At 59.3% G+C, this 19879-nt stretch carries 19 protein-coding genes; 11 read left to right on the forward strand and 8 right to left on the reverse strand.

Annotation, left to right across the window (positions count from 1 at the left end):
• Positions 1-86 precede the first annotated feature (86 nt).
• Positions 87-443 carry a hypothetical protein gene (locus tag ACOERD_RS04125; RefSeq protein ID WP_419738138.1) on the forward strand — a complete coding sequence of 119 codons (357 nt, stop codon included), beginning with the start codon at positions 87-89 and terminating at the stop codon, positions 441-443.
• A 189-nt stretch (positions 444-632) separates the two neighbouring features.
• Here the strand turns inward: ACOERD_RS04125 and ACOERD_RS04130 are convergent, their stop codons facing one another.
• Complete coding sequence (locus ACOERD_RS04130; protein WP_419738139.1) at positions 633-1775, reverse strand: deoxyguanosinetriphosphate triphosphohydrolase; 1143 nt, start codon at positions 1773-1775, stop codon at positions 633-635.
• 76 nt (positions 1776-1851) lie between these two features.
• Here ACOERD_RS04130 and ACOERD_RS04135 point away from each other — a divergent pair, with 76 nt between their 5' ends.
• Both ACOERD_RS04135 and xth read left to right on the forward strand, forming a co-directional pair.
• Positions 1852-2175 (forward strand): HesB/IscA family protein, encoded by a 324-nt coding sequence (locus ACOERD_RS04135; protein ID WP_170373953.1) that lies wholly within the window; start codon positions 1852-1854, stop codon positions 2173-2175.
• 281 nt (positions 2176-2456) lie between these two features.
• Positions 2457-3236, forward strand: a complete 780-nt coding sequence (gene xth / locus ACOERD_RS04140) for an exodeoxyribonuclease III (protein ID WP_419738140.1) — start codon at positions 2457-2459, stop codon at positions 3234-3236.
• Between the two features lie 2 nt (positions 3237-3238).
• On the opposite strand, the gene ACOERD_RS04145 is transcribed toward xth, so the two are convergent.
• Both ACOERD_RS04145 and dksA read right to left on the reverse strand, forming a co-directional pair.
• Positions 3239-4390 carry an FAD-dependent monooxygenase gene (locus ACOERD_RS04145; protein WP_419738141.1) on the reverse strand — a complete coding sequence of 384 codons (1152 nt, stop codon included), beginning with the start codon at positions 4388-4390 and terminating at the stop codon, positions 3239-3241.
• A 70-nt stretch (positions 4391-4460) separates the two neighbouring features.
• The gene (gene dksA, locus ACOERD_RS04150) at positions 4461-4883 is read right to left on the reverse strand and encodes an RNA polymerase-binding protein DksA (RefSeq protein ID WP_170374347.1); all 423 of its coding nucleotides are present in this window, start codon (positions 4881-4883) and stop codon (positions 4461-4463) included.
• A 371-nt stretch (positions 4884-5254) separates the two neighbouring features.
• Here dksA and ACOERD_RS04155 point away from each other — a divergent pair, with 371 nt between their 5' ends.
• The 5 genes from ACOERD_RS04155 (at position 5255) to ACOERD_RS04175 (ending at position 9353) form a co-directional block, all read left to right on the forward strand.
• Positions 5255-6100, forward strand: coding sequence for an AAA family ATPase (locus ACOERD_RS04155; protein WP_170466382.1), 846 nt, complete (start codon positions 5255-5257; stop codon positions 6098-6100).
• 59 nt (positions 6101-6159) lie between these two features.
• Entirely contained in the window at positions 6160-6627 is a 468-nt protein-coding gene (locus ACOERD_RS04160) for an N-acetyltransferase family protein (RefSeq protein WP_419738347.1), read from the forward strand.
• A 205-nt stretch (positions 6628-6832) separates the two neighbouring features.
• Entirely contained in the window at positions 6833-7987 is a 1155-nt protein-coding gene (locus ACOERD_RS04165; protein WP_419738142.1) for a DUF2927 domain-containing protein, read from the forward strand.
• A 7-nt stretch (positions 7988-7994) separates the two neighbouring features.
• Positions 7995-8165, forward strand: coding sequence for a hypothetical protein (locus ACOERD_RS04170; RefSeq protein ID WP_170373958.1), 171 nt, complete (start codon positions 7995-7997; stop codon positions 8163-8165).
• A gap of 3 nt (positions 8166-8168) precedes the next feature.
• Positions 8169-9353 (forward strand): vWA domain-containing protein, encoded by a 1185-nt coding sequence (locus ACOERD_RS04175; protein WP_419738143.1) that lies wholly within the window; start codon positions 8169-8171, stop codon positions 9351-9353.
• A 181-nt stretch (positions 9354-9534) separates the two neighbouring features.
• Here ACOERD_RS04175 and ACOERD_RS04180 read toward each other — a convergent pair whose 3' ends face one another.
• Positions 9535-9693, reverse strand: a complete 159-nt coding sequence (locus tag ACOERD_RS04180; protein WP_419738144.1) for a hypothetical protein — start codon at positions 9691-9693, stop codon at positions 9535-9537.
• Here ACOERD_RS04180 and ACOERD_RS04185 point away from each other — a divergent pair.
• The 3 genes from ACOERD_RS04185 (at position 9686) to ACOERD_RS04195 (ending at position 14935) form a co-directional block, all read left to right on the forward strand.
• Positions 9686-11428 carry an IS1634 family transposase gene (locus ACOERD_RS04185; RefSeq protein ID WP_419737624.1) on the forward strand — a complete coding sequence of 581 codons (1743 nt, stop codon included), beginning with the start codon at positions 9686-9688 and terminating at the stop codon, positions 11426-11428. The two genes, ACOERD_RS04180 and ACOERD_RS04185, sit on opposite strands and share 8 nt — an antisense overlap.
• Before the next feature lie 80 nt (positions 11429-11508).
• Positions 11509-14163, forward strand: coding sequence for a nucleoporin (locus tag ACOERD_RS04190; protein WP_419738145.1), 2655 nt, complete (start codon positions 11509-11511; stop codon positions 14161-14163).
• An 85-nt stretch (positions 14164-14248) separates the two neighbouring features.
• Positions 14249-14935 (forward strand): M48 family metallopeptidase, encoded by a 687-nt coding sequence (locus ACOERD_RS04195; protein WP_419738146.1) that lies wholly within the window; start codon positions 14249-14251, stop codon positions 14933-14935.
• A 70-nt stretch (positions 14936-15005) separates the two neighbouring features.
• On the opposite strand, the gene ACOERD_RS04200 is transcribed toward ACOERD_RS04195, so the two are convergent.
• The 4 genes from ACOERD_RS04200 to ACOERD_RS04215 are packed head-to-tail and all read right to left on the reverse strand — an operon-like array spanning position 15006 to position 19838.
• A complete protein-coding gene (locus ACOERD_RS04200; protein ID WP_419738147.1) occupies positions 15006-15548 on the reverse strand; it encodes an RSP_2648 family PIN domain-containing protein in 543 nt (180 codons plus the stop codon).
• Positions 15545-16747, reverse strand: coding sequence for an RSP_2647 family RNA methyltransferase (locus tag ACOERD_RS04205; RefSeq protein ID WP_419738148.1), 1203 nt, complete (start codon positions 16745-16747; stop codon positions 15545-15547). Before ACOERD_RS04205 ends, ACOERD_RS04200 begins: the two co-directional genes overlap by 4 nt.
• A 39-nt stretch (positions 16748-16786) precedes the next feature.
• Complete coding sequence (locus ACOERD_RS04210) at positions 16787-17059, reverse strand: hypothetical protein (protein ID WP_419738149.1); 273 nt, start codon at positions 17057-17059, stop codon at positions 16787-16789.
• Positions 17043-19838, reverse strand: coding sequence for a glutamine-synthetase adenylyltransferase (locus ACOERD_RS04215; RefSeq protein ID WP_419738150.1), 2796 nt, complete (start codon positions 19836-19838; stop codon positions 17043-17045). Before ACOERD_RS04215 ends, ACOERD_RS04210 begins: the two co-directional genes overlap by 17 nt.
• Between the last annotated feature and the right edge of the window lie 41 nt (positions 19839-19879).

Raw genomic sequence — 19879 nt, forward strand, 5'->3', positions numbered from 1 at the left:
CAAGGTCAATGGAAGGCATCAGTTTGGGCTTGGTTTGTCCCCGAACACCGCTAATTTGTGCAGGATTGCAAAACCGGAGACGACCCATGCGCCTAGTCCTGCCCCTTGTCCTTGCCCTAGCGACGCCCGTATGGGCGGAGATGCCCGCGCCCAAGGGGCACGTTCTGCTGACATTGGGTGGCGCAGTCTCTGAGACCAACCTGCCCGCACGCGGTGAGAATGACGGCGGTCTGCTTGGATATCTGGAGATCACGCATAACGGAGCAGCCGGTTTCGACACCGCGATGCTGGACGCGCTTGATCAGACCGAAATCACGATCCCCTATGGCCCCGAAGGCAACAAACGCGAGATCACGTTCTCTGGCCCTCTTCTGTCGGCGGTTATGACCATGGCCGGGGCCGAAGGGAAAACCGCGAAACCCATGGCGCTGGACGGCTATTAGGCCGAAATTTCCTGGAGCAGTATCGAGGCCCACAACCCAATTGTCGCGACCCACGCGGACGGCGGCCCAATGGGCATTGGTGGCTACGGCCCAACCATGATCGTCTTCCCGCCAACCGACGACGCTGATCTGGCTGCGGAACAGGCCGGTCAGCAAGTCTGGGCGCTGGCCTATATAGTGATCGAATAGTTATTGGCCGGTCAGGCGCTTGTAATCCTGCAGCGCAAACCGATCAGTCATGCCCGCAATGTAGTCTGAAACGATCCGCGCCAACGCAGTCTCATCTTGCGCCGCTTCGATATCGTCGTGCCAGCGGTTCGGCATCTGCTTGGGATCATTCAGGTAGATCGGGAACAGATCTTCAACCACACGAGCCACTTTTTCCCGCACTTCCATCACAGTGGGCGCGCGATACATCCGCGCGAAAAGGAAAGAGCGTATCTCCTTGAGTTGCGCCCGAAGCCCTTCAGAAAACTGAATGACCGGAGCGCCATAGTGCCTGATATCCTCAACCGACCGCGCCCCCGATCCGGCAATAAGCTCTCGCGATGTATCAATCACATCCGCGACCATGACGCCAAAAACCCGCCGCAACGCCTCATGCCGACGGCGATACGGATCAAGCTCGGGATAGGCCCGATCAACTGCCGCATAGCACTCTCCCACAATCGGGAGTAGCTGGATTTCCTCGTCAGAGAACAGGCTGGCCCGAAGCCCATCCAACAGATCGTGGTTGTTATAGGCAATATCGTCCGACAAGGCCGCCACCTGCGCTTCGGCACTAGCATGGGTGTGCAGTTCCAAATCGAACCCGCCGTTGCATTCGGCCAGAGCCCAAGGAAGCTCTCCGGTCACCGGTCCGTTGTGCTTTGCGATCCCTTCCAGACATTCCCAAGTTAGATTGCAGCCGTCGAACTCGGCATAGTGGCGCTCCAACTTTGTGACGATGCGGATGGCCTGCGCGTTGTGGTCAAAACCACCATAGGGCACCATCAACGCATGCAGCGCGTCCTCACCCGTGTGACCAAAAGGCGTGTGACCCAAATCATGCGCAAGCGCGATGGCCTCGGTTAGTTCCGGGTTCAGGTCTAACGCACCCGCAATGGTCCGCGCAACCTGAGCCACCTCGATCGAATGCGTCAGGCGGGTGCGGTAGCTATCGCCTTCATGTTCGACAAAAACCTGCGTCTTGTGCTTAAGCCGCCGGAACGCGCTGGCATGAATGATGCGATCCCGATCACGCTGAAAGCATGACCGGAAACTGCTTTCCTCCTCAAGCACCAACCGCCCCCGTGCACGGCCTGGATCCGAGGCAAAACCCGCTCTGTCCAAAAGTCTGGTCCTTGTCGCCTGTCGATAGGTTTCATATATTGTACGTTGGTTGGGAAATAAACCTTTGGAGTCCGGCATGAATCTGCCTCCGACAGTCACAGAACGAGCGTTTGAGCGCCTTGCTGAAATCGGTGCCGCCAATCAAGGTCAGGCCCTTCGAGTCGCCGTTGAAGGCGGCGGATGTTCCGGTTTTCAATACGAAATCGCGTTGGACGAACCAAAAGAGGACGACCTTGTGCTGGAAGGCAAAGGCCAAAAGGTGATTGTCGACTCGATCTCCCTGCCCTTTCTGGAAAATGCGGTCATTGATTTTACCCAGGAACTGATCGGCGCGCGGTTCGTGATCGAAAACCCCAACGCGACGTCCTCCTGCGGATGCGGCACGTCGTTTTCCATGTAAACCACGTGGGGGCTTTGCGCCCAAACCCCCAAGGTATTTTCAGCCAGATGAAGCAGGGATCCACTCTCCGACCTGAACGCCGGAGAGCTTCACCTGGCGCGGTCATCGGCGCCTCCGCGTGTACCGCATCTCATTGCTACAACCAAATTGGTTAAGGATCCGTTTCTTCATCTGGCCAAAAATACCTCGGAGCGCGAGGCAGAGCCTCGCAACCCCACCCACCACCTTGCCGCTGGGATCATTCTGGGCGATAGGTTGCCAACAGCTTCGGAGGATCGCGCATGAAAATCGCCACGTTCAACATCAATGGCATAAAAGCGCGGGCCGAAGCCTTGCCACGTTGGTTGGATGACGCCCAGCCAGACGTGGTTCTTTTGCAGGAAATCAAATCTGTCGACGAGAACTTCCCCCGCGAAATTTTCGAAGAACGCGGGTACAATGTCGAGACACATGGCCAAAAGAGCTTTAACGGCGTCGCAATCCTCTCGAAGCTACCTTTGGAGGATGTAACGCGCGGTTTGCCCGGTGACGATGAAGATGAACAAGCGCGTTGGATCGAAGCAACTGTTGTCGGCAAGCAGGCGCTGCGGGTCTGTGGCCTTTATCTACCGAACGGAAACCCAACGCCCGGGCCAAAATACGACTACAAACTGGCGTGGATGGAGCGTCTGTATGATCGCGCCCGTGCCCTGTTGGCCAGCGAAGAGCCTGCGTTAATGGCGGGCGACTACAACATCATTCCCCAAGCAGAAGATGCAAAGCGCCCCGATGCATGGCGCGAGGACGCCTTGTTTCGGCCCGAAAGCCGGGCCGCGTTCCGCAAGATCCTGAACCTTGGGTTCACCGAAGCGTTCCGTGCCCGCGTGCAAGGTGCGGGCCACTATTCCTTCTGGGACTATCAGGCCGGAGCCTGGAACAAGGATGACGGCATTCGCATCGACCATTTTCTACTGACCCCACAGGCCGCAGATCTGATGCGGGACTGTCAGATCGACAAAGAGGTGCGTGGGCACGAAAAACCCTCGGATCACGTGCCGGTCTGGGTCGATCTGGACACCTGAGATCAGACGGTCGGATCGTAGTTGTAGATCCAGTCGTATTTACGCGTCAGTCGCGGACCTATTGCTGCCAGAACCGCTTGAGCGGCCAGGCGCATCGGACCCCGCAGATGGAAGTTGCGCGCGTTAGCGGAAGCCGCAGCGACCACGTGCTGCGCGCGGCGCTGGCGCGCGGATTCGTAGGCTGCAAGAGCCTGCCTCACACCCGATTGGCTGTCGAAAGAGCGCGCCAGAACCCAAGCATCCTCAAGCGCCAGACACGCCCCTTGCGCCATGAAGGGCAACGTCGGATGTGCCGCATCGCCCAACAGGGCCAAGCGACCGTTCTGCCATCTCTCGGCCACCGGGCGCTGGAACAGCGCCCACAGATGCGTTTCTTCGACCTTTGTCAGAATATCCCTCACCGGCCCGCCAAAATCGGCAAACCGCGCGCGCAAGTCGTCGGGATCGCCCTTAACGCGCCAGCTTTCCTGCTGCCAGTCCGAGCGTTCTTCAATTGCGACGATGTTCATCAGGCGTTGGTCGCGCAGCGGATAGGTGACCACGTGGCGCCCCGGCCCCATAGTCAGTGAGGCTTGCGGTCTCTCGACCCGGTCCTCCCAAGGCACCGTTGCACGCCAGGCGATCTGGTGGGTAAAGGCAGGAGCCTCAGGGCCATTCAGGATCGGGCGAAGGGCGCTGCGTCCACCATCTGCCGCAATGACACATTCGGCGCGAAGGCGCTGTCCATCATCCAGCACAATCTCGGCCTCGGACGGGTGTTTGCGAACCGTCTGCACTCGCGCGCCAAGGCGTATGTCGACACCTGCGTCCTCTGATGCCCGTCGCAACAATTCAAGCAAATCGGCGCGGTGATAGTAGAATGTCGAGCCCGCCGCCGGGGCTGGAATACGACTGATCACCCGGCCCTTGCGATAGTCGCGCAGAAGTGTTCCGTGCGAGAATTGCGCGGCTTCAGGCTGATCCCCCGCAACCCCCAAGGCGCGCAGAACGGACATTCCGTTTGCGCTGATTTGAAGGCCTGCTCCGACCTCGATCAGCGCTGGGGCCTGCTCTAACACGGTCACCTGCGCCCCGCGCTGGCGCAGGGCCAACGCCAACGCAAGGCCGCCAATGCCGCCGCCAACCACGCAAAACTTCAAACCGTTGATCTTCATGGCTTTGCCTTAACGCAAAAACGCCGGAGCGACAGGCCCCGGCGTTTGAATTCTTCACATTTCAGGACGATCAATCGTCGCGATGGACCTTTTCGCGACGTTCGTGCCGTTCCTGTGCCTCAAGCGTCATGGTCGCGATCGGGCGCGCATCCAGACGCTTCAGCGAGATTGGGTCACCTGTTTTTTCGCAATACCCGTATTCGCCTTCGTCGATCCGGCGCAGGGCCGAGTCGATCTTCGCCACCAGTTTGCGCTGACGATCCCGAGTGCGCAGTTCAAGCGCGCGGTCGGTTTCCTCACTGGCGCGGTCGGCGACGTCCGGAATGTTGCGGGTGTTGTCCTGCAGCCCTTCGATCGTGTCGCGGCTGCCTGCGAGTAGTTCTGTCTTCCAGTCCAGCAGCTTGCGGCGAAAATACTCAAGCTGCAGATCATTCATGAAAGGCTCATCTTCGGCCGGACGGTAGTCCTCCGGCAGAAAAACTTCCTGCTTCATATTTGCTCCCTCGGTATGGCCTGTAACGTCGGTCACGGTTGCTTCACCAGACATTTGGCTCTCCCTTCTGCGCAGCGTTTAGCCGACGGGCACTGGAATGTCACTACACAAACGTAGAACGGACGCCCCGTCGCAAGCCTTCATCTAAATATGAGACTTAAAACAACAAATCCTTGTTTTTCTGTGAAAATCGACAGGCAATTTCAGGGCATTGTTCAACCCTCGAGAAAGGCACCTGCCCGCGAATCATGCAAAAGCGGTTGGACTCGCTGGTAAATTTGATTCACCGACGCAGCGGCCCGGCTTGTCAAATTCCCCATCGCTCTGTAACCCGGACACCACAGTTTCGCCGGAAACAGCAAGAGGACCCGATGACCGCACGTTTTCAAGGCACAGCCGAATATGTCGCCACCGATGATCTGACCATCGCCGTGAACGCCGCCGTCACGCTGGAGCGCCCCTTACTGGTCAAAGGGGAACCCGGCACTGGCAAGACCGAATTGGCAAAACAGGTCGCTGGCGCGTTGGGTCTGCGCATGATCGAGTGGAATGTGAAATCCACAACGCGCGCGCAGCAGGGCCTTTACGAATACGACGCCGTCAGCCGGTTGCGGGACAGCCAGCTGGGCGAAGAGCGTGTGCATGACGTCTCGAACTACATCCGCAAGGGCAAGCTCTGGCAAGCGTTTGAGGCCGACGAAAAGGTCGTTCTGCTGATTGATGAGATCGACAAGGCGGATATCGAGTTTCCCAATGACCTTCTGCAGGAACTCGACAAAATGGAGTTCCACGTCTACGAGACCGGCGAGACGATCAAGGCCAAGAATCGCCCGATCGTGATCATCACTTCGAACAACGAAAAAGAGCTGCCCGACGCTTTCCTGCGCCGTTGCTTCTTTCACTATATCCGCTTCCCGGATGAGGCCACGATGCGCCGCATTGTCGAAGTCCATCATCCTGGTATCAAGGACGCGCTGCTGACCACCGCGCTCACGCAATTCTACGAAATTCGCGACACCCAGGGCCTCAAGAAGAAACCCTCAACCTCCGAGGTTCTGGACTGGTTGAAATTGCTGCTCGCCGAGGATCTGAGTGCCGAAGACCTCAAACGCGACGGGGCTAACGCGCTTCCTAAACTGCACGGCGCGCTGCTGAAAAATGAACAAGACGTGCATTTGTTTGAGCGATTGGCCTTTATGGCGCGCAGTCGACGTTGAACAGGATGTGAGCGCGGCTTGCTTCTTGGCAGTCCGGGTGTCAGCATCCCAGAAACCAAATAAGCAGGACGCATCGCTTGGCCAAAGACCTCAAAATCCGCCCACTGACCGCCGAGGACAAGGCCCAATGGGCCGAGATGTGGCGTGATTATCTTGCATTCTACGAAACCACCCTGCCCGACGCCATCTACGAGACGACATTCGAACGTCTACTGGGCGATGACCCGCAGGATTTCTCGGGCTTTGTTGCCGAACAGGACGGCAAGCTGGTCGGATTGACGCACTTCCTGTTTCACCGTCATGGCTGGAAGGTGGAGAATGTCTGCTATCTCCAGGACCTGTTCGCCCGCCCCGAGGCGCGCGGAACCGGCGTCGGGCGCGCCCTGATTCAGGCGGTCTATGATGAGGCCGATCGCCAAGGCGCTCCGTCAGTCTATTGGCTCACGCAGGAGTTCAATCACACCGCACGCCAGCTCTATGATCGGATTGGCACCGTGACGCCGTTCATAAAGTACAACCGCGCATGAAGCGGTATGTCGCCTTCGTTGCAGTGTTGGCGCTGTCAGCCTGTACAACGGTCGAACGGATCGAATTGCCGGACAACGTCAAGGTCGTTGAGCAATCCCTGCCCCCACCAAGTCGTTCTCGGCGTCGCGGCCAACGCCCCCTGCGCGGTCCAATACGAACATTGCCGCCGATTTCCTGGACCTGCATTTTGCGCTGGAAAGCGGCGTGGAACTGCCGGTTTTCACCCGGTTCGAAACGCCCGTCACCGTGCGCCTGACCGGCGCCCCTACGGCCAGCATGCAGCGCGACCTGACCAGCCTGCTTACCCGCATTCGACGCGAGGCCAGGATCGACATTCGGCAAATTCCCGAAGGTCAGGCCAACATCACCATTGAGGCCGTCACCCAGCGCGATATTCAACGCATCCTGCCCAATGCCGCCTGTTTCGTGGTCCCCAATTCGTCGAGCCTAGAAGAATACCGCCGCGACCGCCGCAAGCCCAAAAGCAGCTGGACCGAGTTGCAACGGCGCGAGCGTCTGGGCATTTTCATCCCTGCAGATGTCAGCCCGCAGGAAATTCGCGATTGCCTGCATGAGGAACTGGCGCAGGCGCTGGGGCCGCTCAACGACCTTTATCATCTGCCCGATTCCGTGTTCAACGATGACAATATCCACACCGTTCTGACTGGGTTCGATATGTTGATCCTGCGGGCGGCCTATTCGCCAGAACTGCGCTCGGGCATGACCCGTGAACAGGTCGAGACCGTGATCCCCGGCCTGCTCAGCCGCCTCAACCCGCGCGGCGACCGGCTGCCGTTGCAACCGCTGACCGAAACCCCGCGCGAATGGGTCGACGCAATCAATAAAGCCCTCGGCCCCGGTCCCGGATCCCCCAGACAGCTGCGCGCAGCAAAACGTGCAGCCGAGATCGGACGGCAGCAGGGCTGGACCGACCACCGCCGTGCCTATCCGCACTACCTGATGGGCCGCATGATCCAGTTTCGCGACCCCGCCGCCGCCTTGCGGAACTACCAGATCGCGCTGCAATTCCTGAATGCCACCCCCGGAACCGAGGTTCACCGCGCGCATGTCACGGCCCAAACCGCCTCTTTTGCGCTGGCTCAGGACAGAGGGCCCGAAATCCTGCCCGATCTGAACTCCGCAATTGACGTGATAACACGGGCCGAGAACGCCTCGCTTCTGGCGACGTTGCTGTTGTTGAAATCCGAGGCCCTGAAACAAGCCGGACAAGAGCAGCAGGCACGTGCCGTCAGGCTGGACAGTATCGGATGGGCGCGATACGGGTTTGGCTCGGATCTGGTGGCCCGGTCTCTGGCCGAAGGCGACGCTGGAACGTCGAGAAACAATACAGGCGGATGACAGACGAATGCTCGTAGTAGTGGGAATGGCTGTTTTGGGTGCGATCCTGGGCGTAATGGCCGCGCGCAAGCGCAACGGCAACCGGGCCGACATGGCGCAATACGCGGCCGGTTACGGCATAGCCTTTGCGCTTTTGGGCCTGATCCTGTCGCTAATCCTTGTGCGGTTCTTGGTGTAGCCCATGTTCCTGCCCTTTTTCGAAAACCTTAGAAAAGCAGGCATCCCCGTCTCACTGCGGGAATATCTGACCTTTCTGGAGGGGATGAAAAAGGGCCTGGCCACCTATGATGTCGAAGCGTTCTACTACCTCGCCCGTGTCTCGATGGTCAAGGATGAGCGCAATATCGACAAGTTCGACCGCGCTTTTGCCGCCAGTTTTGAGGGGCTGGGTGAGATCAGTTTTGATCAGGTGCTGGAGGCGGTGGACATCCCCGCAGACTGGCTGGCCAAGATGGCCGAAAAACACCTCTCGGACGAGGAAAAGGCCGAGATCGAAGCACTTGGCGGCTTTGACAAGCTGATGGACACTTTGCGCGAACGCCTGAAAGAGCAGCAAGGCCGTCACCAAGGGGGGAACAAGTGGATCGGCACGGCCGGGACCTCTCCGTTCGGGGCCTATGGCTACAACCCCGAAGGCGTGCGGATCGGCCAGAAGGAAAGCCGCCACCAGCGTGCGGTGAAGGTCTGGGACAAGCGCGAATTCAAGAACTTAGACGATACTGTTGAACTGGGAACGCGCAACATCAAGGTCGCCTTGAAGCGTCTGCGCCGCTGGGTCCGCGAGGGCGCGGCAGAGGAGCTGGACCTGGACGGCACCATCCGCGCCACTGCCGAACATGGCTATCTCGACGTCAAAACCCGGCCTGAGCGGCATAACGCGGTCAAGGTCCTGCTGTTTCTCGACGTCGGCGGTTCCATGGACCCGCATATCAAGGTTGTTGAAGAGCTGTTCTCGGCCGCACGGACCGAATTCAAGCATCTCGAATACTACTACTTCCACAATTGCCTCTATGAAGGCGTCTGGCGCGATAATCGCCGCCGTTGGGACCAACAGATCCCAACTCACGAGGTGCTGCGCACCTATGGCGGCGACTACAAATGCATCTTCGTGGGCGACGCCTCGATGAGTCCCTACGAGATCGCCTATCCCGGCGGCGCTAACGAGCACTGGAACCAAGAAGCAGGCCAAGTCTGGCTGCAACGCGCGCGCGAGCAGTGGACGTCAAACCTTTGGATCAACCCGGTGCCCGAGAAATACTGGGGCTACACCCACTCCATCGGCATGATCCAAGAGATTTTCGAGGACCGCATGGTGCCAATGACGCTGGCTGGGTTGGAACAAGGCATGCGAGAGTTGACTCGCTAGTCGTCACTGCGCGCCGAAGTAGATCAACGCTGCTAAAAACAAGACAAAGTCTTAGATTTTCCCCTCGAAATAGCTTCAGAGGAAACAATCGAAGCGATACTCCCCACATTTTTGAGATTCGTGGTATAACCCAGATGGATCGATGCTGGGGGGCTGAGATGACCAAATCTAAACTTCGCAATTACCTGACATCTTCCTGACTTCCGACCTTTTTGTTGATCTGACTGGGTTTTTGGTTTGTTTTCAGGTGTGGTTGCTCAGAGGCGCGTTGTAGTGCCCCATTATTATAAAAAGTATTGACATGGGCCTTCAGATGGCTAACCTCTTCGCCCATGTTCATCCGCACCAAACATGACGCAAAGCTCAACCGCACACGGATCCAGATCGTTGAATCCGTCCGCACCGGCTCCAAGGTACGCCAGAAGATCCTGCGCCATGTGGGTGTGGCCCATAACGACAGCGAGATTGAGGATATCAAGCGTCTGGCGGGCCGCTTGATGGAGCAATTACGCATTGATCGCTCGCCGCAAATGGAACTGTTCACGCCCACGGAATATGCCGATCTGCAGGCGCTGGTGCGCCGCGCTCCGCGGCCGGACAAGCTTGGCGTTGATCTTGCCGAGTGCCGTGAGGAGGCGCGGGTCTCTCTGGGTCTGCGGGATGTCATGGGGACGATGTATGACCAACTGGGTTGGGGGGCCCTTCTGGGGGCGGCGCGTAAAAGTGCCAATCGCATTGTGAAAGAGCTGGTTATGGCGCGGATCGCACAGCCCGAGAGCAAGCGCGCGACCGTGGAGGCGTTGGAGAACCAGGCAGGCATCACGCTCAATCTGGACGTGGTCTATCGGAGCATGGATTACATCAATACGCCGGTGATAGACGGGATTTGCAAAACCTCTCACGCGGCGGCAGAGAAGTTGCTGGGCGGGCCAGTGACCGTGCTGTTCTACGATTGCACGACCCTGGCCTTTGACACCGAGCGCGAGGACCCGGCCGAGGATGCGGACGGGGTCGAGCAGGATCATCTTCTGGCCAAGGGCTTCAGCAAGGATGGCAAGCATCACCGCGCTCAGGTCATGCTGGCGCTGATCGTCACCTCCGATGGGCTGCCTGTGGGCTATGAACTCTTCCCGGGAAACACCTGGGAAGGTCATACGCTGGAAGCTGCGCTGAAGGCGTTGGAGGGACGCTTCGACGTGGCCAGGGTCACGTTCGTGGCCGATGCCGCCATGCTCAGCAAGGACAACCAGCAGATGTTGCAGAACAAGGGTCTGCCCTACATCCTCGGCTATCGCATGAAGTCCGCCCCGGCCGCCGTGAAGGCGAACATTTTGAGCCCGGAGGGACGCCAGCCTTGGGCTGGACACGGTTCTGAAGAGGCAACCGAGAAGGGCTGGTACAAGGTGATCGACCAGGAGGGAGCGCGGGTCATTGTGACCTGGTCACCCACCCGGGCACGCAATGATGCCCACAAGCGCGACAAGGCAATCGAAAAGCTGCACAAGAAGCTCAAGCGCTCTCGCAAACCCGGCAGCTTCAGCAGCCGGGGATATGGCCGCTTCCTGGCCTTCCCCGACAGCGGGGACGTCACGCTGGATGATGCAAAGATCAAGGCAGCGGCACAATGGGACGGGCTGCATGCCATTGTTGTTCATGGTGCGGACGAACTGGAGGCACAGGACGTCATTGCCCGCTATCACCAGTTGTGGGAGATCGAAGCCTGCTTCCGCACCAACAAGCACGATCTGAAAATCCGGCCCATCTATCACTGGTCGCCGCGTCGGGTCCGGGCCCATATCGCCATCTGCTACATGGCCTTCTGCTGCCTGCAGCACCTGCGCAAGCATCTGGACCTGCTCGGACACCCGATGAGCCCGGCTCGTATCCGCAACGAGTTGAACGCATTGCAGCTCTCGATCCTGCGCCACAAAGGCACCCCTGACCGCTACGGCATGCCAAGCCATGCCACGGTCGATGCCAGACGCATCCTCACCTGCGTCGGCCTGACCTGGAACGAAGCCCCTTTCAAGATACCCCCCGGGCGCACCCGAAAAACTGGCCAGACCAAAGCCTGAGCTCCCTCAACACTCCGAAACAATCGCTGGCGAAAAAAGTCCGTGTAGTGCCTTTTGGCAACCAAGGCATAATAATATCAATGACTTATACGAAAAAATGTCGGAAGTCAGGAAACAATCGAAGCGATACTCCCCACATTTTTGAGATTCGTGGTATAACCCAGATGGATCGATGCTGGGGGGCTGAGATGACCAAATCTAAACTTCGCAATTACCTGACATCTTTTTTGACCATTTCTGCATTGGTGCTGGCGTCCGGTGCCGTTGCGACTTTTGCCTTTGCGCCGGATGCGGCTTACGCAAAAAACGATAAAGGCAACGGCAAATGCAAGGGGAACGGAAGGGGCAACGGAGGTGGCAAGGGGAATTCCGGTAAGGGAGGAAAAGACGGAGGCAAGAGCGGCGAAAAGGGAAAATCTGGCAAAAGCAACGGCGCAAAAAATGCCGGTAAGGATCATGGAAAAGCCAAATCCAAAACCCAGAGTTCTCGAAATCTATTCGGAAGTAGCAATAAGCAGAAAGTGAAGTCCAAAACCCAACGCTCTGGCAACCTATTTGGAAATGGCAAAAAGCAAAAAGCCAAGTCCACAACTCAACGCTCTCGCAACATATTCGGAACTGGCAACAAGCAGAAAGCGAAGTCCCAAAAACCTTCCAACAACAAGTCGCGAAGCGGCAAAGTTCAGAAAACAACACTTGCGAACGTTGGGCGAGAGTTCAAACGCGATGTGGAAGAACTGTTCGGCAAACGCTCACGCGTGAAACCCAAGGCCAGCGGAAAACGCGTAAACAAAGCCTACCGCAAAGCGTCCATTGCTCCGGTCGAATACTCCCCGCGACCGGTTGCTCGCTCGGACTATCGCACCAAGCGATACGACGAACAAAACCCGGACAAGCGAAGATACCGCGATCCGCTTGTGGGTGCGATTACCGACCCCTATGGCTCGGACAAGTTGCGCAATCTGAACGCATCGAAAGCGGCAGCTCCGGCGTTTCGCAACGCGTCTCCCAACAGCAATGTCGGCAAGATCGCGACCTATCAGGCCGCTGCGGAAGCCTATTATGACCTGCGCGGGGATCTCTATGACGCACGGCGCGAGTTGCGGGACCTGAACGAAAGCTATGACGGTCGTAGCAGCGACGACATTGCCGACGACATCGCCGCGCTTGATCCCTCGGCCCCCAACTACCAAGACGACCTGAACGCGCTTGAAGACGAACTGCGCGACGCAGAAACCTATGAAGAGACACGTGACGACTTGCGCGCAGATGTAAGGGATTTGCGCCACGAAACGCGCGACGCCCTGCAAGACGCAGAGACCGCCTTCTTTGACGCGTCCAAAGGCCGGACAGTGACCAAAGGCACTTTGTCTCAGTTCCACGGCTACTTGGATCTGCCGCAGCCGCGGCATCGCTACAAGGATGGAGTAACAATCCAGCCCGTGCCCTACGATCCTGATCGTTACAGATACACCAAAGACGATGCGACGTACGAACAGTGGGATGATCGGCGGGATGTATATGACACCTATTCGCATCAAAAGAAGGATCGGTATCGCTACTACCGCGATCCGCTTGTGGGTGCGATTACCGACCCCTATGGCTCGGACAAGTTGCGCAATCTGAACGCATCGAAAGCGGCAGCTCCGGCGTTTCGCAACGCGTCTCCCAACAGCAATGTCGGCAAGATCGCGACCTATCAAGCCGCTGCGGAAGCTTACTATGACCTGCGCGGAGACCTCTATGACGCACGGCGCGAGCTGCGGGACCTGAACGAAAGCTATGACGGTCGTAGCAGCGACGACATTGCCGACGACATCGCCGCGCTTGATCCCTCGGCCCCCAACTACCAAGACGACCTGAACGCGCTTGAAGACGAACTGCGCGACGCAGAAACCTATGAAGAGGCGCGTGACGACCTGCGCGCAGATGTAAGGGATTTGCGCCACGAAACGCGCGACGCCCTGCAAGACGCAGAGACCGCCTTCTTTGACGCGTCCAAAGGCCGGACAGTGACCAAAGGCACTTTGTCTCAGTTCCACGGCTACTTGGATCTGCCGCAGCCGCGGCATCGCTACAAAGATGGAGTAACAATCCAGCCCGTGCCCTACGATCCTGATCGTTACAGATACACCAAAGACGATGCGACCTACGAACAGTGGGATGATCGGCGGGATGTTTATGACACCTATTCGCATCAAAAGAAGGATCGGTATCGCTACTACCGCGATCCGCTTGTGGCTGCGATTACCGACCCCTATGGCTCGGACAAGTTGCGCAATCTGAACGCATCGAAAGCGGCAGCTCCGGCGTTTCGCAACGCGTCTCCCAACAGCAATGTCGGCAAGATCGCGACCTATCAGGCCGCTGCGGAAGCTTACTATGACCTGCGCGGAGACCTCTATGACGCACGGCGCGAGCTGCGTGATCTGAACGAAAGCTATGACGGCCGCAGCAGCGGCGACATTGCGGACGACATTGCCGCGCTTGATCCTTCAGACCCCAACTACCAAGACGACCTGAACGCGCTTGAGGATGAACTGCGTGACGCCGAAACCTATGAAGAGGCGCGTGACGACCTGCGCGCGGATGTCAGGGACTTGAGAGTGGATGCACTGGTCGCGGAGAAGGAGGCAGAACATGCCTTTTTCGAGGCTTCAAAAGGTGCCACGTTAACGAAACAGTCTCTCTCTGAATTCCATTCCAACTTGCAGCTTCCTCTGCCGGGTAGGTAGGTTCAGCATTCGGGGCATGTTTTGACCTAGGACTTAACTGCAATTGCGGCTTGCCTAGACTGGGTGAGCCGCCCATATCTATGTCATGCTTCGCTTAACTCCGATCCTTTTGGCGATCGCCTATGGGCTTGTGATGTACCGGATTTCCATCTGGCGCACCCATCGTGAATTGGATCAGAAGTCGACTGAACTGGCGGACCCTGCCCTCAAACGGATGACGGACAGGCTTGCCGCCGCGTTAGAGATCGCGCGGGTGCCGGTTTATATCTACGAGATTGATCCGGTGAACGGGTTGGCGGCTCCGGACGGGCGGATCTTCATCACGCGTGGGTTTTATCGCGAGTTTCGCAACGGTGAGGTCTCGGCCGAGGAGATGGCAAGCGTGATTGCCCATGAGCTGGGTCATGTGGCCTTGGGGCATGCGAAGCGGCGGATGATTGATTTCTCGGGTCAGAACGCAATGCGGACCGCGTTGATCATGGTGTTGAACCGGTTCATTCCCTTCATAGGGGCCATGATTGCGAATGCGTTGACGTCGTTGCTGGCCTCGCGTTTGTCTCGGCAGGATGAGTATGAGGCGGATGAATATGCTGCGGCCTTGCTGACCAAAGCCGGGATTGGGATCGCACCGCAGAAATCTCTGTTCCACAAGTTGGAAGACCTGACGCAGCAGCGCGCAGGGATGCTGCCTGCGTGGCTGATGAGCCATCCAAAGACGGATGAGCGGATTGCGGCATTGGAAGCTCTGGAGCAGCGTTGGGCGCGTGGCTGAGGGTGCGCAGCGAGAGGCCAGCCTCTCGCGCTCTCCGAGGTATTTTCAGCCAGATGAAGGGGGACCCTGCTTAGGTGGTCAGGGCTTTGCCAAGGCGCGGCAGGCGGGCCTTTTTCATGAGCGCGCGCAGGGTCCATTGATCGCCGGACAGGCGGTTGGCTTCGGACAGGACCGCGTTGGCGGCCTCCGTCATACTTGTGGGGTCGGTTTGCCAGAAGCTGTGGAGCAGGCTGTCTGGGTCGCGGCGCTCAAGGCCTTCTTCGGACAGGATGTTTCTGGGGAAGTCCTTGGCGTTGACGGTGACGATGACATCCGCCGAGGCCTCAATGGCCGTTGCCAGAACGTGGATATCGGCCTTGTCGGGCAGCCAAAGACGTTGCTCTATACCCGATGCGACCTTGCGTTCGGCTTTAGGCCATTGCGCTTGGGCCAGAGCGATCTCGGCGCGGGCCTGTGCTTCGCCTTCGGGGCCCAGTTTGCGGGCGGCGCGGGCCCATTCTTCAAGGATACGCGCGGACCAGATAGGGGTGAAGTGGCCCAGATTAGCCGCGCCCAACAGCATCTCTCGCATCACCGTCGGGTAGATGACGCAGGTATCCAGTACCGCAATCACAGCCGGTAGAAAACGGCTTTGAGGTACCCGCTTTCGGCCAGTTGAGGCAGTTGCGGGTGATCGGGTCCGGCAAAGCCGGTGTGGATCAGTTGCGCCTGCCGCCCGGCTCGCCCTATCCCGCGGGATGAGGCGTCGCGGAAGCGGCCCAGATCTGCGGCATGGGAGCAGGAGCAGAGGCCCAGATAGCCACCGGGTTTGACCAGTGGAGCAGCGAGGCGGGCGATGCGTTCATAGGCGCGCAGGCCGGCGTCGAGGGCTTGTTTCGAAGGTGCAAAGGCGGGCGGGTCGCAGATGACGACGTCGAACTGTGCGCCCTCTTCGCCCAGTTGTGTCAGCACATCGAAAGCGTCGCCTTGGCGGGTCTGGAACCTGTCAGCACATCCGCTTGCCTCGGCCCCTTTGGTGGCAAGATCCAATGCAGCGGCAGACCCATCGACGGATAGGGCCCGTGCCGCCCCTCCAGCCAGCATGGCGAGGCCGAAGCCGCCCACATGGCTGAACACGTCCAGCACCTGAGCATCGAGATGCACCAAACGCGCCGCAAAAGCATGGTTGGGACGCTGATCGTAGAACAGGCCGGTTTTCTGGCCGCCTGCTAGGTCGGCCATGTAGGTCGCGCCGTTCATGGGAACGGGCAGAGCCGCGTCGGGCTCGGTTCCCCGCAGGGTTTGGTTCACGTCGTCCAACCCCTCCAACCCGCGGGTCCGGCCCGAGGCGTTCTTCAGAACGGTTGTCACGCCGGTCACCTTGACCAGCGCGTCGGTTAGCACCTCCAGATGCGCCTCAGCCCCGGCGGCGTTAGGCTGGATTGCGCAGGCATCGCCGAAACGGTCAATGATCACGCCGGGAAAGCCATCGGCCTCGGCGTGGATCAGGCGGTAGTATGGCGCGTCGAACAGGCACTCGCGCATCTCAAGCGCGCGCTGCAGGCGGGATTCGAACCAGTCCGCGTTCAGATCGGCCTCAATATCGCGATCCAGAACGCGACATATGATCTTCGACTCGGGGTTGACCGCGACCAGAGCGATCGGCGCGCGTTTGTCATCCTCAAGCACGGCCAGTGCCCCGGCGGGGATTTTGCGCGTGCGCCGGTCAGTGACGATGTCATTGGCATAGACCCATGGGAAACCATGGCGCAGCCCGCGCGCATTGGCTTTGGGTTTCAGGCGGATACGGGGGCGGTCTACGGCTTGGGTCATGACCGCCTCATAGTCGCGAACAGTCCGAAGGAAAACCCCCTAGCGCGGCCGAGAGCGCCAGCCGCCGCGCCGCTTTGGCGCTTGGGCGGCCTGCAGCCCTTCGGTCATCACCTGCGTCATGGGATGTTCGGGCTCCTGCGCGGAATAGGCCGCATGCAACTCGGCCAGAGCTTGTTTCTGGTCTACCCCGTCAGACAGGCTGAGCGCCCAGTCCAGAAAGATGCTGCGGCATTCGGGCATGGCGATGCCGTCGATGTTATACGCCTCGCGGATCAGGCCCTTGGGGTCGTTCGGATCAGTGCTGCGCGCCATCTTCATCCTCTTTGATAACGCTGCCGATGATTTCGGCGGCGGTGGAATAGCTGTCCTGCAATGCCGATTGCAGCGCTTCGACCTGTTCGAACCCGGTGGCGCGGCACAGGAAGGCCGCTCCGCCCTCGCCGATCTTATCCGCCTCGATCACCTTGCCCGAAAGCAGCCGCGCTGCGCATTGTACCGACCAGCATAAATCGTAGCTGTCCTTCAATGTTTGTGCCTGCGCGACATCCAACAAACCGGCAGCGACCGCCCCGTCGAGGCCAGACTTCACATCCCGGTTTGCGAGGCCTGCCATCAGCGCTCCGGTCTCGGCCATCAACTCGATATCCATCATCCGGCCCGGGCCGTTTTTGGCATCCCAAACGCCTGCCGGGGCTTTGGCCGCAGCCAGGCGCGCCCGCATTTCGGCCACTTCGCTCAGAACTTTGTCTGCCTCCCGAGGGCGCGACAACAGCTCGGTTCGGAAGGTCTCGATGTCCTGAGCCAAGCCCGCGTCTCCGGCGACGACATGAGCGCGTGTCAGGGCGAGATGTTCCCACACCCAGGCCTCTTCCTGCTGGTAATGCGTGAAACTTGCCCAACTGGTGGCCACCGGCCCCTGATTGCCAGAGGGGCGCAAGCGCATGTCGACCTCATAGAGCCGCCCCTGAGACATCGGAGCCGACAGCGCCGTGATCAGCGCCTGCGTGAACCGAGCGTAATAGGTGCGCGTGGCCAGCGGGCGGGGACCGTCAGACATGTCCTGATCAAGCGGATCGTAAATCACAATCATATCCAGATCAGATTGCGAGTTGATCCGCCCTGCCCCCAGCGACCCCATGCTCAGAATGGCCGCTCCACGCCCCGGTGCTGGGCCGTGTTTGCGGGCGAAGGCGTCGGTCACATAGGGTAGTATCGCGGCGATAACGGCTTGCGCCAGCTCTGCATATTGTCGGCCTGCCTGCGCCCCGTCGATCAGACCGCGCAGGTGGTGAACGCCAATGCGGAAATGCCATTCCTTGCACCAGCGTCGCGCCAGATCGAGTTGCGTTTCATAGTCGGCTTCCTGCGCCAGTGCCTCCACCAACTCGGCTTGCAAAACCTCCAAACCGGGCCAATCGCTGAAGAAACTGCCTCCGATCACCGCGTCAAAAACGGAAGCGTTGCGCGAAAGGTGTGACGCCAGCGCATGCGAGGTGCCGACGATGTCGATCAACAGGTCGATCAGATGTGGGTTGGCCTCAAAGAGCGAGAACAACTGAACACCCGCAGGCAGGCCTGCGAGAAAGCCATCCAACGCTAACAGGGCCTCATCGGGTTGCGAGGTTTTGGCAAGGCGCGATAGGAGCTCGGGCTTCAATCGGTCGAAGATGCGCCGCGCGCGCTGGGACCTCAGGGCCGGATATGTGGCCCAGCGGGCGAGGATATTCTGGTCGAACGTCACCTCAGGCGTGGGCGTCGGCGCTGGCCCAGCGCCCGGTGCAAAGAAGCCCTCGGTCAGCTCATGCACCTCGGTCAGGCGACGGGTCAGGTCCGTGGTCAGATCATCGCTACTAAGCCCAATCAGACAGGCGACCCGTTCGATCCCATCGTCTGATTGAGGGACCTTATGGGTCTGAGCGTCATGGATCATCTGAATGCGATGTTCGACCTCGCGATGCGCGCGATAGTGATCGGTCAGCTTTTCTGCAACCTCTTCCGGCACCCAGCCCTTTTGCGCCAGAGCCGCCAGCCCGGGCACCGTGCCGCGCACGCGCAGATCGGGGTCGCGCCCCCCTGCAATCAACTGCCGGGTCTGGGTGAAAAACTCGATCTCGCGAATACCGCCCTGCCCCAGTTTCATATCATGGCCGGGGATCGAGAGACTACCGCCGGTCCCTTTGTTTTCACGTATGCGCAGGCGCATGTCATGGGCGTCCTGAATGGCGGCAAAGTCCAGATGCCGACGCCAGACAAAGGGTTTCAGGGTGTCCAGAAACCGCTCTCCGGCCGCAATATCCCCCGCGCAGGCGCGCGCTTTGATATAGGCGGCCCTCTCCCATGTGCGGCCGAGGCTTTCATAGTACCGCTCTGCCGCCTCCATCGCCATGCAGACCGGGGTCACCGCCGGGTCGGGCCGCAGGCGCAGATCAGTGCGGAAGACATAGCCATCGGCGGTCTTGTCGCTGAGCGTGGCGCAAAAATTGCGCGTGGCCCGCACCATCCCGTGCCGGGCTTCGTAGAAGTCATCCGGTTCAAAGCGCGTTTCATCAAACAGAACGATCAGGTCGATATCCGAACTGTAGTTCAGCTCATGCGCGCCCATCTTGCCCATCGCGAGAATGACCATCCCGGCAGCGGTTTCGACATCATCCTCGGTCATTCCGGGCAGCTTCTTTCGGCGGATCAGGGCGGCAATCTCGGCCTTTGCGGCCACATCCGCCGCCAGTGCGCCAAAATCAGTCAGCGCTGCTGTGACCTTTTCCAGCGGCCAAAAGCCTGCGATATCGGCCAAAGCGGTCAGTACCGCCATCCGCCGCTTGGCCAGCCTTAACCCCGGCTTGAGCTGATCTGGTGCCAAGGCGCGCGCGGCCTCCATCACCTCTGCCAAGGCGTGGTCAGGCTGATGCAAGGCCTGCGGCAGCCACTCTCTCTCTTGCTCGATCAGGCCCTTCAGATATGGGCTGGAGCCTGCCGTTCCGGCGATCAAATCGCCTTGCTCAGTCGTCAGATCGGCAAGCAAAGCGCGGGTTTCATCGCCCAAGGATTGGTCGAACGCGCGCGGCAGACGGTTGATGGTCAAACTCTCTGTCATAACCGGACCCTGCGCACCGCTGGGCGGCAAGGTCAATGCGG

It is taken from the genome of Ruegeria sp. (genome assembly GCF_965199275.1).
Taxonomy (GTDB): Bacteria; Pseudomonadota; Alphaproteobacteria; order Rhodobacterales; family Rhodobacteraceae; genus Ruegeria.